At 67.5% G+C, this 13096-nt stretch carries 12 protein-coding genes; 3 read left to right on the top strand and 9 right to left on the bottom strand.

Features of this window, described 5'->3' with window-relative positions; genetic code table 11:
* Positions 1–666: 666 nt before the first annotated feature.
* The 4 genes from ACIBG5_RS26725 to ACIBG5_RS26710 all read right to left on the bottom strand — a co-directional run bounded on the left by ACIBG5_RS26725 (position 667) and on the right by ACIBG5_RS26710 (position 2953).
* Positions 667–1986 (bottom strand): serine hydrolase domain-containing protein, encoded by a 1320-nt coding sequence (locus ACIBG5_RS26725; RefSeq protein WP_396394160.1) that lies wholly within the window; start codon positions 1984–1986, stop codon positions 667–669.
* A gap of 65 nt (positions 1987–2051) precedes the next feature.
* Positions 2052–2279 carry a hypothetical protein gene (locus ACIBG5_RS26720; protein ID WP_360452078.1) on the bottom strand — a complete coding sequence of 76 codons (228 nt, stop codon included), beginning with the start codon at positions 2277–2279 and terminating at the stop codon, positions 2052–2054.
* Positions 2280–2358: 79 nt separating this feature from the next.
* The gene (locus ACIBG5_RS26715) at positions 2359–2562 is read right to left on the bottom strand and encodes a KTSC domain-containing protein (protein WP_360452080.1); all 204 of its coding nucleotides are present in this window, start codon (positions 2560–2562) and stop codon (positions 2359–2361) included.
* Between the two features lie 37 nt (positions 2563–2599).
* On the bottom strand, positions 2600–2953 hold the full coding sequence (locus ACIBG5_RS26710) for an XRE family transcriptional regulator (protein ID WP_393397205.1): 354 nt from the start codon (positions 2951–2953) through the stop codon (positions 2600–2602).
* Positions 2954–3092: 139 nt separating this feature from the next.
* Here ACIBG5_RS26710 and ACIBG5_RS26705 point away from each other — a divergent pair, with 139 nt between their 5' ends.
* A complete protein-coding gene (locus tag ACIBG5_RS26705; protein WP_396394158.1) occupies positions 3093–3389 on the top strand; it encodes a hypothetical protein in 297 nt (98 codons plus the stop codon).
* A gap of 59 nt (positions 3390–3448) precedes the next feature.
* On the opposite strand, the gene ACIBG5_RS26700 is transcribed toward ACIBG5_RS26705, so the two are convergent.
* Both ACIBG5_RS26700 and ACIBG5_RS26695 read right to left on the bottom strand, forming a co-directional pair.
* The gene (locus tag ACIBG5_RS26700; RefSeq protein WP_396394157.1) at positions 3449–4468 is read right to left on the bottom strand and encodes a hypothetical protein; all 1020 of its coding nucleotides are present in this window, start codon (positions 4466–4468) and stop codon (positions 3449–3451) included.
* 192 nt (positions 4469–4660) lie between these two features.
* A complete protein-coding gene (locus tag ACIBG5_RS26695; protein WP_131517650.1) occupies positions 4661–5290 on the bottom strand; it encodes a hypothetical protein in 630 nt (209 codons plus the stop codon).
* Between the two features lie 211 nt (positions 5291–5501).
* Here ACIBG5_RS26695 and ACIBG5_RS26690 point away from each other — a divergent pair, with 211 nt between their 5' ends.
* Positions 5502–6326: an aldo/keto reductase gene (locus tag ACIBG5_RS26690; protein ID WP_396394155.1), complete on the top strand. Its 825-nt coding sequence runs from the start codon at positions 5502–5504 to the stop codon at positions 6324–6326.
* 154 nt (positions 6327–6480) lie between these two features.
* Here the strand turns inward: ACIBG5_RS26690 and ACIBG5_RS26685 are convergent, their stop codons facing one another.
* Together ACIBG5_RS26685 and ACIBG5_RS26680 are read right to left on the bottom strand one after the other, a co-directional pair.
* On the bottom strand, positions 6481–7539 hold the full coding sequence (locus ACIBG5_RS26685; protein ID WP_396394154.1) for a class I SAM-dependent methyltransferase: 1059 nt from the start codon (positions 7537–7539) through the stop codon (positions 6481–6483).
* Positions 7540–7600: 61 nt separating this feature from the next.
* Positions 7601–9226, bottom strand: a complete 1626-nt coding sequence (locus ACIBG5_RS26680; protein WP_396394175.1) for a LuxR C-terminal-related transcriptional regulator — start codon at positions 9224–9226, stop codon at positions 7601–7603.
* A gap of 133 nt (positions 9227–9359) precedes the next feature.
* Here ACIBG5_RS26680 and ACIBG5_RS26675 point away from each other — a divergent pair, with 133 nt between their 5' ends.
* Positions 9360–9929 carry a hypothetical protein gene (locus ACIBG5_RS26675; protein ID WP_396394153.1) on the top strand — a complete coding sequence of 190 codons (570 nt, stop codon included), beginning with the start codon at positions 9360–9362 and terminating at the stop codon, positions 9927–9929.
* 170 nt (positions 9930–10099) lie between these two features.
* Here ACIBG5_RS26675 and ACIBG5_RS26670 read toward each other — a convergent pair whose 3' ends face one another.
* Complete coding sequence (locus ACIBG5_RS26670) at positions 10100–13003, bottom strand: vitamin B12-dependent ribonucleotide reductase (RefSeq protein ID WP_396394152.1); 2904 nt, start codon at positions 13001–13003, stop codon at positions 10100–10102.
* Positions 13004–13096 lie beyond the last annotated feature (93 nt).

Here is a 13096-nt window from a genome sequence, read left to right as displayed (position 1 = left end):
AAAAATCATCCGAAGCCCATGAACGGGGATAATGCATCTTTCGGCATTGACTTTCGGCACGCTGTTGAGTTCTCAAAAATCGGGCGCACACCGCGCTTCAGACTTTCGTTTGAAGCTCCGGGGCAACTCGCCAAACTTTACTGTTTCGTCCGCGGCCGGTCAAATCGGCCTCTTTCGTCCCAGTCTCCCTGCGCGACTCAGTGTCCGAAACCCGCCGAGGCGTGTTTCGGCTTCCGAGACCTTCAGGGAGTTTGTCGGAGGACCGGCCGCTTTCGCGTCCTGCGCCTCGCTCCAACAAGAAGAACATTACTGACATTCGCGGTGCGGATGCAAATCGGGGTCCTGGACCCCTCCGATGCCCGCCGGCCACGGCCAGCTGGTCCCTCTGTTCCCAGCCGTCACTCACGTCTCCGCGAGTGGTGGACTCCCATCATCCACCCCCGGTCAAGGGGCGGCAGGTGGGTCGGGTGGGAGACGATCGCTCGTCCCCCACCCGAGGTCCTGCGACTGTCCGGCAGACGCCTCTCGGCGAGTGGCCGCTCGAAGCGGCGAAGGTTGAGGCCCGGGGTCATACATCGGACAGTCGAAGGTTGTAACCCCAGTGCTCCCGCACCTATTCCCGGGCACGACACACTCTCTTCGAGCGCTACGAGCACAGTCGGTTACTCAGGTCGTGCGGGTGCAGGGGATCTCCTCGTCGTTCTGGATGAAGACCAGGTCGCCGTCGCGTAGCTCGAGCTCGGTGTCTGCGGTGGTGGCTGCGAACCTGGTCTCGGAGCGCGCGCTGAACTGCAACGGGTTCTGCTTCTCGAACGTCACCTCGAGTCCACTCCCCTGCAGTGCGATATCGAACGCCGGGCCGCCATCCAGCCGGTACGCACCGGCCAGCTCAGCCAGGGCCGGTGACGGGAGGTCCGGCAGCTCGACGTCCATCGGGTAGCCCTCCCAGCCGTACGCCGCGGCTGCCGCAGCGAACGCGCGCAGGACAAGCCACATGCCGTTGTCGCTGTTGGTCATCACCACCACACCCTGTCCGGTGTCCCGGTACGCCAGCAGGTGGCATTTGAATCCCTCGTTGCCTCCGCTGTGGCCGAAGCGCTGTCCGACGTCGTCGAGGAACAGTCCCAGTCCGAGATGACTCAGGCCACCGATCCGCTCGCTCGCGGAGATCTGGGGCGTGAGCATCTCGCGCGCGAGGTCCGGCGACAACACCGCACCATCCACTCCCGCGTAGGCCTGCTGGATGCCGATGGCGAACTTGGCGAGATCGGTCGGCGTCGTCCACAGTCCCGCAGCGGCCAACTCCGGGTAGGCATGCCAGCGTCCGTCGATGGGCCGGCCGACCTGGTCGTGAGCTGTCGCTGCGGTTTCGTACAGCTCTGGCGGCAGCGGCTGGGCGTAGTCGCTGGATGACATGTTCAGTGGTTCGAGAACCAGCTCGCGGACGAGCTGCCGGAACGGTGTGCCGGTCACGTCCTCGAGTAGCTGCTGCAGGACGATCGTGCCGCCGCCGGCGTACCGGAACTGAGTCCCGGGGACGGTGTCGACCCGTACGCCGAAGGTGTTGGTCGGGCTGACGCCGTCGAGGATCTGCCTGGTCGTCGGCAGCGTGGCCTCGTGGTGGTACCCCGGGAATCCGTGCACCGTGAGGCCCGCACTATGGCTGGCCAATTGCCTCAACGTGACGACTGGCTGCCAATCTCCGGTCGGCGGCACCTGCCACGACGTCAGCCGTTTGTTCACATCCTCATCGAGATCCAGCAGGCCGCGGTCGACCAGCCGGAGCATCGCGAGGACCGCGACCGGCTTGCTGATCGAGCACGCCTGGAACAGGGTGCCCGGACCCACCGGCACAGACTCGCCCGCCTGCATCACGCCGGCGGTCCCGGTGTACTTGATCTCGCCGCCATCGATCACCACCCAGCTCGCGCCGGGCACCCGGAACTTCTCGAGATCGGCCTCGATTCCCTCGCGCAGAACGTCCACGTTCCCTCCCCTCGGCTCCAACCGGCTCGGAGCCTCGTGGAGGGAACGCTACGACGCGAACGGTCCTACCTCGACGGTTGCGGCGCGGTGCAGTCGATCTTCGGGTTCGCGCCGATGTAGTTCAGTGGGCCGGCGACGATGGTGACCAGCGTCGTGCCCACCTTGGCGCACGTCGCGTCCGAACCCGCGAAGTAGTTGCGCTGAACCGCAGCCGCGAGGCCGATGAGCAACCAGACGAGAACGATGATCGTGATGGTTCGGGAACTGGTCGTAGACGCTCTACGTGTGCGCATGTCCACCTCCTGGGCTGGGCGCTCCCCCCGTGTGGAACGCCCTTCCGGTGCCCGCTGCGCGACCACCGGAAACGCAGAGTCAGACTTCGCGACAGTCGTAGTACGGCTTGATGTGCTTGTTCACGTACGCGCCGATGCTCGGTGCGGCGAGCAGACCGGCGTACGTCGGTTGCGGGACTTCGTCGTACTGGTAGACGTAGCCGTTGACGTACTCGAGTTCGAGCGTGCCGTCGGACCAGCCGACCGACTTGATACTCGACGAGTTCACCGGCCGCCGCCTCATCCCTCAGCTCCTTCGCTACGCCGTACGCCGCCACAGGTCAGTGTGCCGGTGATCGCTCCGGATCGGGCGACTCCAGGCGCGCCAAGGCCCGGGCCAGGTCGCCGATCGCCGTGTTGAGCTGGTCGAGCACGGCATGGTCGAGCGGGATCCGTCGCTCGTCCAGGCCGAGATTGGCCTCGAACCGGACCAAGGCATCGGGCGGCGCTTTCTTGAGTGAGGTGTCGAGGGCCTCCTGCAAGTAGGGACTGGGCACGATCTCGGGTCTCTCCCGCCACTTCGTGACTGTGCGGGGCGCAATGCCGAGGTGCTCGGCGAAGGCCTCGTTCGTCAGCCGCAGCGCCGTCCGCAAGGCGTGCGCGTGCCGGCCGGTCCATTCTTCGATGACTGTCATCGGGTTCGCTCCTTGCGCGTCGATCACTCCTTGCAATCAGGTTACGGCGATCGGGTCACCGTCGGAGTGCACAATTTGTGCCCTGTGGATACCGGTTGGGTTCATGGTGCGGACCGGCTCCGGCGCGTTGACTTCAGGCATGAACGAGATCGGCGGAAGAACCCCGACGCTGCTGCGGACGATCCCGCGCCGGCGTCATCTGAAGGTCGCGAACAAGTCCGGGCCACGCTGCTTCCAGCTGGTCCGTCATATCGACGTCTCAGGCATCAGCGGTACGGGCGTCGTCGCCGAAGGGGTCGAGTGGAGTGACGGGACGGTGGCCCTGCACTGGGGAGGCCGCTATCCCACGACCACGGTCTGGCCGGACGGCGTGCACGCGCTCCTGACCGTCCATGGTCACAACGGTGCGACCACCATTCGCTGGCTGGACGAGTAGCCATGCGGACCCGATCTCGGTGGGGTGGGCCTCCCCTGCAGCCGGCCCGCCTCACCGGCCTACTCCGAGAAGAACTGCTCGCGGTACTCGGCCGGGGTCTGCTTGCTCGATCTGGGTGCGGAGCCGTTCAGTCCCGCAGACCTGGCGGACGCATGGCTGGGTTTGTCGTCGTCGCTCGGCGGCTGTGTGCCGGCGTCAGGCGGCGCGGGCTGCTGGTGCGATTCGTCCGGTTTTACCAGGGTGTCGACCGCGGAGTTGAAGGCGAGTTCGGCCCGGGTCGGCTTGGTCTGCTCGATGGTGTCGGCGGACGCGCGTCGTGCCGGGAGGTCGTTGGCGGCGGCGGACAGTTCGGCGAGGGTGTCGAGCAGGCCGAGGGCCGTCTCGACCTCGCCGGGGTGATTGACCAGCCACCAGAGCGCGGCCGAGCCGGGCGTGGCGAAGACATCGTCCTTCAAGTACGTGCGCTTGTCCTGCTCCATCCGGCGTTCGAGCAGAGTCGTCTGCTCGCGGCGGTGCAGAGCCGCCAGGTGCTGGAGATGCTTCTGGTCGGCGTCGGGCAGCCGCAGCCGGATCTCGGTCGCCCAGCAGCGCACCTGCTCCTTCTCGTCCAGCGCGGGCTCACCAAGGGTGGCGGCGAGGCGGTGCTGGTTGAGCGACTCTTCGGTGACCTGCTGGGTCGCGGTCAGAGCCCGGGCCCGCTCGAGCAACGCGTGCACCGCGACTGCGCCGAGATCCGTGTGGCGCGAGCCCGACAGCACGGTCGACCACTGCACCACCGCCGAGAAGCTGAACTGGAAGTCAGGCGACGCGGACGGCAGCCGTATGTCGGCCACCGTGCGCGACGGCGGTCCGGAGAAGACGGGATCTGGATCGGGCAGGACGACGGATGGAGCCGGTGTCGGCCTGGCGACTGCGGGACGCGGTTCGTCGGGCTGCTTCCAGACCACCGCAAGCAGCACGAGCAACACCACGGTGAGTACGACGGCGGCCCAGCTCGGGAGGCCGACGACGAGCGACACGACGTACAGGACCAGGACAATCGCGGCAGCAGTCAGGAGGGAATTCCGGTGGAGCTTCATGGTGGCGTTCCTTCACCGCGTCGGGCGGACGTCAGTAGGTCGGCGCATGCGTACCTGACGGCTTCCCCGTCCTCCGCCACCCAGGTCACCGGCAACCCAGACCACGGATCTCGCCACGCGGCGAGACCACGAAAAGTTTCACACGCCCCACCGAAAGTAGCCGCCCGGAGCGTGTCGGTAGCTGAGCGTGAGTCAGCCGGTGAGGGAGCGGAGGGCTCGGCGGGAGGGGGTGAGCACCACGGGCTTGTAGGGGCAGCGGGCGTCGGTGAGAGTTTCGTAGGCGCGGATAGCCCGATTGGCGGCGTCCCAGCCTTGCTCGGCAGGGGTGCGGCCGAGGCCTCGGTTGCGGACCAGGGCGCCGTAGAAGGCAGAACAGAAGACGGTCGCTTCGTACCAGCCGATGACGGTGCTGGTGCCGATGTAGGTGATGTCGTCCTGGAGACAGTCGCGGATGGCCCGCTGCCACTTGCCGATGCCGGTCTTGCAGCCGTCGGCGATGACGACGCCACTGGCAATGCCCCACTGCCGGTCCAGGAACCACTCCGCGAGCGAGCGCAGCGAGACCTGGGTCTTGCCGTCGGTCGACAGGAAGGACGGCTCCTCGCTGTGGTCACCGTGTGCCATCACATGAAGGACCGTCGATGGGGTGGTCAGGGCCGAGAACGCGGTCTCGTGGTCGCGGGTGCGGACGAAGTTCACGTCGATCACCGGCTGGTCCCAGCCGGCGTTGATGTTGCCGGTGATGCCCTGGACGAAACTCATCGAGGCGTCGAACGAGCTGTCCAGACCGAGATCCACCAGGGTGATCAGCCGGTTCTTCATTCGCCCATCCCTCCCAAGCGTTTCGTTCCCCGCCGCACCATGATGAACCACGGATCCGACAGTTTGCTCCCCTGTTTACCTGGGCTGAGACGGCCTGCCCGACCCCGGGCCGGGCCGTACGACGTACGGCGATCGTGCGCCGGTAGACGACGCGGAAGCGGACCGTGATCGGCGGTACGGTGGCGGGCAGCGGCCGCCGAAGGAGGACAGGATGAGTCAGGTTCCGAGTGTCACGCTGAGTCATGGATCGGTGCTGCCACGGGTCGGTCTGGGGACTTCACCGCTGAACGACGCGGACGCGGAACGGGCGGTCAGCCAGGCGCTCGAGGCCGGCTATCGGCTGTTCGACACGGCGGAGAACTACCGCAACGAGGTCGGGGTCGGGCGGGCGCTGCGTGGTGCGCCGCGCGATCAGGTGTTCGTCACGTCGAAGTTCAACAAGCGGTGGCACAGCGTCGAGGGCGCGCGGACCGCCTTCGAGGCCAGCGCGGAGAAGCTGGGCCTCGAGTACCTGGACCTGCTGCTGATCCACTGGCCGAACCCGGACCAGGACCGGTACGTCGATGCGTGGCGCGGGCTGATCGAGTTGCGTGCGGCGGGGCTGGTGCGGGCGATCGGCACGTCGAACTTCAAGCCGGCTCACCTGTCGCGGCTCATCGACGAGACCGGGGTGGCGCCTGAGGTCAATCAGGTCCAACTGAGTCCGGTGTGGGCGAAGGCCGCGGAGCGGGAGTTCCATGCGCAGCACGGGATCGTCACCGAGGCGTGGAGTCCGCTGGGTAAGGGGACCGATCTGCTGAGCCACCCGGCTGTGCAGGAGATCGCCAAGGCCCACGGGCGGTCGCCTGGTCAGGTGGTCCTGCGTTGGGAGACTCAGCAGGACGTCGTACCGATTCCCAAGTCAGTGAACCCCAGCCGCCTCGCGGACAACCTGGACATCTTCGACTTCGACCTGACGCGCGCCGAGCTCTCCGCACTCGCAGCCCTCGACGGCACCAGCCGCCCCGCCGCCGACTCCGACCGCTCCGGCCACTGACCACCCCGGACCGCCACAGTCCGGGCGAGCGGCCCCCAGGCCGATGCAGCATGGGCGGCTCTCCAGGCCGCCGCAGCATGGGATGGCTCCCCAACTCGACGCAGCATGGGGGTGGTCCCCAGGCCGACGCAGCATGGGGCGGCTTCCGGACGGCTCAGTTCTTGTGGGCGAGGTAGTAGGAGTTGAAGGCGTCTGCTTCGACGTGGGCGATGTCTACGGAGGCGAAGCCGGCGTCGGTGAGCATTTCGCAGGCCTTCTGCCGGCCCCACACGGTGCCCAGGCCGGTGCCGCCGGCGGACAGGGAGACGGTCATGCAGTGCATGGTCGAGACGCCGTACAAGAAGGTCGCGAAGGGATTGTCCAGGTTGTCCTCGAGGTTGCTCGACGCCTGGATGTCGACCATCAGGAAGACACCGCCGGGGCGCAGCGACGCCGCGATACCGGCGAGCACCACCGCCGGCTGCGCCTGGTCATGGATCGCGTCGAAGGCGGTGACAAGGTCGAAGCATTCGTACTCCCCCAGGTCAGCAACATCGCGAACGACGAACTCCGCGTTCCCGAGCCCGTCTGCCTCAGCACGACCAGCCGCGATGCCTTCGGCGGAGAGGTCGTAGCCGACGCACCGGCTCCGCGGATAGGCCGCGGCGATCAGGTTGATGGCATGCCCGCTGCCACACCCGATGTCGGCAAGGTCGATGCCGTCGACGAGCCGCTCCGGCAGTCCCGGGACCAGCGGCAGGATCGAGTCGAGCAGTGCCGCGTCGAAGAGGGCACCACTGTCTTCCGCCATCAGCCGATGGAACTCGGTGTACTCCGCGTACGAAACACCGCCACCGTGGCGGAAGCACTCGACCAGCCGCGATTCCACCCCAGCAAGCAGGGCGATGAACTGCGTCGCGCCCGCGAGGTTGTCCGGTCCGGCAGCGCGGGTCAGGAGAGCAGCATGTTCCCGCGGTAGCCAGTACGTCCGGCGATCGGCGTCGTACTCCACCACCCGGGCGACCGTCATCCCGCCCAGCCACTCCCGCACGTACCGCTCCTGCAGGCCCGCGGCTCCCGCGAGTTCATGGCTCGTGACCGGTGGCAGCTCCGCCATCGTGTCGAAGAGACCCACCTGATGTCCGATGCTCATGAGTAGCGTGAGCACGCCGTGGTTGAGCACCTCGCCCATCTGTACGCCGAAAGCCTCGACGCGCGGAGTATCCAAAAGCATTGTCTCCACCTCCCACAGGCAGCATCACCCCGGGAGATGGGCGCAGCATCGGTGAATTCGCCTATTCCTTCAGGCGGGTGAGGTAGGCGGCCGCCTCGGTCCGGTTCCGGACGCCGAGCTTGGACAGGATGCTGGCGACGTGATGCTCGACGGTACGGCGACTGATGTACAGACGTGCCGCGATCTCCGGATTGGGCAGCCCTTCAGCCAGCACGCCGAGGACGTCCCGCTCCCGTTTCGTCAGCAAACCAAGGCCTCTGGGACCGGAACGAGCCGCGGACGCACCAGCCGACCGCAGCCAGGCTGCAGCCGCATCCGCATCGCGCGAGGCACCGACGTCTTCGAACACCGTGAGCGCCATCCGGGCTTCAGCCACAGCAGCCGCTGAGCCGCCCTCGGCACACAGCGCCTCGGCCAGCAACATCCGGGCCCGCGCGACCTCGACCGGCATCTCCAGCAGGCCGAACCACGTCAGCGCCGCCGACAACCGGCGCACCGCCGCGTCGGCTTCCCCCTGTGCCAGTAGAGCTCGCCCGCACAACCGAGCAGCCCGTGCAGCGATCAGTCCGCTGTCGGTCGTCGAACCCAAAGCAGAAAGGTGTTCGGCCTCCACAGCAGCGCCGGCAGCATCACCGCGAGCGAGACAGGCCTCGCCAAGCACCTCACGGAGTCGGGCCGCCTCCAGCGGGTTCGCGTCGACCAGCTGACGCCGCACGAGTGACTCAGCCATCGCCACGTCCCCGGCTGCGAGGTGGACGGCTGCCAGCACCGGCCGTACGACGGGGCGATCCTCGAAGCCGACGAGGAGCCGCCGAGCCTCGGCAACCCGGCCCTGACCGAGTCGGAGCTCGGCCAGGAAGGCCGCCGCCTCTGCCTGGACGGCAGGCAACGAGTGTCGCGACAACTCGGCCGCGGCGGTCAGCTCGTGCTCCGCGCGTGGCCAGTCACCGGTCGACACCAGGACAGCGCCGTACGCCGCCCGGCAGGTCGAGTGCAGGTACGGACAGCCGTAGCGATCGATGAACTCGTCCAGCGAACGCATCCACTGCACGACGCGCACGAAGTCAGCACCGCGAACGCACGACCGCATCAGCAGACAGCTGGTGAGGACGACCGTGTCAGGTCGAGCCCCCTCGCCACCCAGCGCGCCGGCCAAAGCCTCGTCCAGCAACGCGGTGCCTTCCAGCACATGTCCGAGGTCGATCAGCGCCGCGCCCCAGATGCTCAGCGCGCACAGCTCAAGATCGCGATCCTCCGCCACGGCAGCAACGTCGTACGCCGCCTCCGACCAAGCTGCCGCGAGCTCGGGATCGTCGGCGGACGACGCCCGGGCCAACGACGCCCACGCTACTAGTACGGGCTCGGCAACCTCCGAGGCGATGCGGACGGCCCGCGCCGCCCATCCCTGTGCGGCGGCCCGATCGCCGAAGTTGGCGTCGTACGAGAGGCTGAGGCCAAGGGCCACGAAGACGGCGTCAGCGGGATCGGACTGGCGGTAGAGCGCGTAGGCGCGTTCCCAACAGGAGAAGGCGGCGGGCACGTCGCCCAGCCACCACTGGGCGTCACCCAGCCCAGCCAGACCTCGAGCCGTTGCCGAGATCCCGACCGCTTCCGCGAACACGGCGCGTGCCGCGCTCCAGTCTCCCTCGCCGAGTGCCTTCGCCCCGGTCGCGAGGAGACCGTCCATCCCCTCCACAGCTTCGACGGTAAACGCGCCGCGGTCCCCGGGAAAGTGGCAACTCCTGGTGTTCGCCCCCATCCGTGGGGTGGCTCGCTGCGAAGGCCCGGGCATTCGACCCCGACACTCGGAAGGACGGGACATGACTCTGCGCAATCGCGCCGCGGTTGCGGTGCTCACCACCAGCACCCTTGCCCTCGCCACCCTTGTCGGTGCGCGTGCACACGCGACGGAGAACCGACCGCCGGGGTCGTTGGGGCCGGTCTTCGTCCTGCACGAGGGTCGCTACAGCGCCTTCGACCCGCCCGACGGCATCAGCGCCAACGAGTTCGTCGACCTCAACGACCGCGGACAGGTGGCCGGAACCTACATCGACTCCGGCGCCGGAGCCAGCCACGGGTTCCTCCACGAGAAGCGCGGCCGGTTCACCCGCTTCGACGCCCCGGACGCGAAGCTGACCTTCCCCACCGACATCAACGATCGCGGACAGATCGCCGGCTTCACCACGGATGCGCTGCCGTTGCCCACGGCCACCGATATTCAAGGCTTCGTGCTGAAGAACGGACCCACCGGTCCCTTCACTCGGATCGACTACCCGGGCGCGTCGCGCACGATCGTGTTCGGCCTCAACGACCGCGGCAGCATCACCGGCGTCTACGAGAACCCGAACGCGACGCCACCCAGCGCCGTCCCGCCAGAGGAAGACCGATGAAGACCCGCGCCCTGGCCGGCGCCATGTCCGCGGTCGCGCTCGCGGCACCAAACCGTCGAGCACAGCCGCCGCGGGGCTAGACGCGCTGCGGCCCCCGGGGAATGTGGGAAGTTCCCGGGGGCCGTGGCGCTTTCAGTTGGGGTGGTGCAGCGCGACTGGCGCTTCGCGGGTCAGCTGCAGCCGGAGGTGCTGCCGCAGCCTTCGCAGACGTAGCAGGAGCCGCTCGGGCGCATCTTGGTACCGCAGGTGAAGCAGAGCGGCGCGTCGACCGAGGTGCCGGTGATGAGCTCGAACATCTCGGCGGTGGTGCGGACCTCGGAGGTGTCGAGCGGCTTGGCCGCGGCCGCTTCCGCCACGACTGGCTTGTCGGCGCTCTCGGCGGCCGGCTCGACCGACTTCAGCGACTCGGCCTCGGAGATCTCGACCGGGGCCGGCTCGTAGGAACCGGTGTCGAGCTGCCGGGACCGCTCGTCCGCGGAGTAGATGCCCAGGGCGGCCCGGTCGTCGAACGGCAGGTAGTCCAGGGCCAGGCGCCGGAAGATGTAGTCCATGATCGACTGCGCCATCCGGACGTCCGGGTCGTCGGTCAGACCGGCCGGCTCGAACTTCAGGTTGGTGAACTTCTGGACGTAGGTCTCCAGCGGTACGCCGTGCTGCAGCGCGATCGAGATCGCGATCGAGAAGGCGTCCATCACCCCGGCCAGGGTCGAACCCTGCTTGCCCATCTTCAGGAAGACCTCGCCCAGACCGTCGTCCGGGTAGGAGCCGGCAGTCATGTACCCCTCGGCGCCACCGACGCTGAACGACGTGGTCCGCGACGGCCGCGACTTCGGCAGGCGCTTGCGGGTCGGCCGGTACTCGATCACCTTCTCGACGATCTTCTCCGCGACGGCCTGGGTCTCGGCCGCGGCGGCCTGGGAGGCCTTCTTCGCCTTGGCGTCGGCCAGCGGCTGGCCGACCTTGCAGTTGTCGCGGTAGACCGCGAGCGCCTTCAGGCCGAGCTTCCAGCCCTGGAAGTAGACGTCGGCAATCTCCTCGACCGTCGCGGTCTCCGGCAGGTTCACCGTCTTCGAGATCGCGCCGGACAGGAACGGCTGCGCGGCCGCCATCATCCGGACGTGGCCCATCGGCTTGATCGCCCGCTCACCCATCGCGGTGTCGAAGATCTCGTAGTGCTCCGGCTTCAGGCCGGGAGCGTCGACCACGTGACCGTGCTCGGCGATGTACTCGACGATCGCCTCGATCGTCTCCTCGGTGTAGCTGTACTGACGCAGCGCCCGCGGCACCGTCTGGTTGACGATCTGCATCGAGCCGCCGCCGACCAGCTTCTTGAACTTGACCAGCGAGAAGTCCGGCTCGATCCCGGTGGTGTCGCAGTCCATCATGAAGCCGATGGTGCCGGTCGGTGCGAGCACCGAGGCCTGCGCGTTGCGCCAGCCGTTCTTGCCACCGACCTTCAGTACGGCGTCCCACGCGGCAGTGGCGTGCTTGTGCACGTCCTTGTCGATCTCGTGCAGGCTGCGGATCGCGTCGTTGGCCGCGGCGTGCTTGCGCATCACCCGGGTGTGCGCGTCCTTGTTCCGCTCGAAACCGTCGTACGGGCCGACGACGCCGGCCAGCTCGGCCGAGCGCTTGTACGACGTACCGGTCATCAGCGAGGTGATAGCGCCCGCCAGTGCGCGACCACCGTCGGAGTCGTACGCGTGACCCGTTGCCATCAGCAACGCACCGAGGTTCGCGTAGCCGATACCGAGCTGCCGGTAAGCGCGGGTGGTGTCGCCGATCGCCTCGGTCGGGAAGTCGGCGAAGCAGATCGAGATGTCCATCGCGGTGATGATCAGCTCGACCGCCTTGACGAACTTCTCCGAGTCGAACAGGTCGTCGTCGCGCAGGAACTTCATCAGGTTCAGCGACGCCAGGTTGCAGGACGAGTTGTCCAGGTGCATGTACTCCGAGCACGGGTTCGACGCGGTGATCCGGCCCGTCTCCGGCGTCGTGTGCCAGTCGTTGATCGTGTCGTCGTACTGCAGACCCGGGTCGGCGCAGGCCCACGCGGCCTGGGAGATCTTGTCGAACAGCGACCGCGCGTCGACGGTCTCGATCACCGAGTTGTCCAGCCGCGCCCGCAGCCCGAACTCACCCTTGTCCTCGACCGCGCGCATGAACTCGTCGGTGACCCGGACCGAGTTGTTGGCGTTCTGGTACTGCACCGAGGTGATGTCGCGACCGCCGAGGTCCATGTCGAAGCCCGCGTCGCGCAGGACGCGGATCTTCTCCTCCTCGCGCATCTTGGTGTCGACGAACTCCTCGATGTCGGGGTGGTCGACGTCGAGGACGACCATCTTGGCCGCGCGCCGGGTGGCGCCACCGGACTTGATCGTCCCGGCGCTCGCATCCGCGCCGCGCATGAAGCTGACCGGGCCGGACGCCGTACCGCCGCTGGACTGCAGCAGCTCCTTGGACGAACGGATCCGGGACAGGTTCAGACCGGCGCCGGAGCCGCCCTTGAAGATCAGGCCCTCTTCCTTGTACCAGTTCAGGATCGAGTCCATCGAGTCGTCGACGGCGAGGATGAAGCAGGCCGACACCTGCTGCGGCGACGAGGTCCCGACGTTGAACCAGACCGGCGAGTTGAAGCTGAAGTACTGGTGCAGGAGCATCCAGGTGAGCTCGTGCTCGAACACCTCGGCGTCGGCCGGGGTGGCGAAGTACCCGTGCTCCTCACCGGCCTTGCGGTAGGTCTTCACGACCCGGTCGAGCAGCTGCCGCAGGCTCCACTCGCGGTTGTCGTGACCGACCGCGCCACGGAAGTACTTCGTGGTGACGATGGTGGACGCGTTCACGCTCCAGTAGTCGGGGAACTCGACCCCGCGCTGCTCGAAGACGGTCTCACCGGTCTTCCAGTTCTGCTGTACGACGTCGCGGCGCTCCCACGTCACCTCGTCGTACGGGTGCGCACCCTCGGTGGTGAAGATGCGCTCGATGGTGAGTCCCGCGGGCGCGTTCTTGCGCCCACGGAACCCGGCCGCCGACCTCTTGGTCGACCCCGAGTGGCCGGTCACCGTCTCTGTCATGGTTGCTCCTCGCCGTGTGTCTGCACTGCCGCGGTCTGTCGGGACCGCCCCGTTGAGTAACGCCAGGTGTTGCAGGTGGTGGTGCTGAAATCC

Source organism: Kribbella sp. NPDC050241 (assembly GCF_044459685.1).
Taxonomy (GTDB): Bacteria; Actinomycetota; Actinomycetes; order Propionibacteriales; family Kribbellaceae; genus Kribbella.
The sequence above is the reverse complement of the archived record's forward strand: the minus strand, read 5'-3'. Positions and strand labels throughout refer to the sequence as shown.

Coding starts and splice junctions, on each gene's coding strand:
- ACIBG5_RS26720 (WP_360452078.1), bottom strand. CDS start 2,279: ATGCGCACACGTAGAGCGTCTACGACCAGTTCCCGAACCATCACGATC.
- ACIBG5_RS26715 (WP_360452080.1), bottom strand. CDS start 2,562: ATGAGGCGGCGGCCGGTGAACTCGTCGAGTATCAAGTCGGTCGGCTGG.
- ACIBG5_RS26710 (WP_393397205.1), bottom strand. CDS start 2,953: ATGACAGTCATCGAAGAATGGACCGGCCGGCACGCGCACGCCTTGCGG.
- ACIBG5_RS26705 (WP_396394158.1), top strand. CDS start 3,093: ATGAACGAGATCGGCGGAAGAACCCCGACGCTGCTGCGGACGATCCCG.
- ACIBG5_RS26700 (WP_396394157.1), bottom strand. CDS start 4,468: ATGAAGCTCCACCGGAATTCCCTCCTGACTGCTGCCGCGATTGTCCTG.
- ACIBG5_RS26695 (WP_131517650.1), bottom strand. CDS start 5,290: ATGAAGAACCGGCTGATCACCCTGGTGGATCTCGGTCTGGACAGCTCG.
- ACIBG5_RS26690 (WP_396394155.1), top strand. CDS start 5,502: ATGAGTCAGGTTCCGAGTGTCACGCTGAGTCATGGATCGGTGCTGCCA.
- ACIBG5_RS26685 (WP_396394154.1), bottom strand. CDS start 7,539: ATGCTTTTGGATACTCCGCGCGTCGAGGCTTTCGGCGTACAGATGGGC.
- ACIBG5_RS26680 (WP_396394175.1), bottom strand. CDS start 9,226: ATGGACGGTCTCCTCGCGACCGGGGCGAAGGCACTCGGCGAGGGAGAC.
- ACIBG5_RS26675 (WP_396394153.1), top strand. CDS start 9,360: ATGACTCTGCGCAATCGCGCCGCGGTTGCGGTGCTCACCACCAGCACC.
- ACIBG5_RS26670 (WP_396394152.1), bottom strand. CDS start 13,003: ATGACAGAGACGGTGACCGGCCACTCGGGGTCGACCAAGAGGTCGGCG.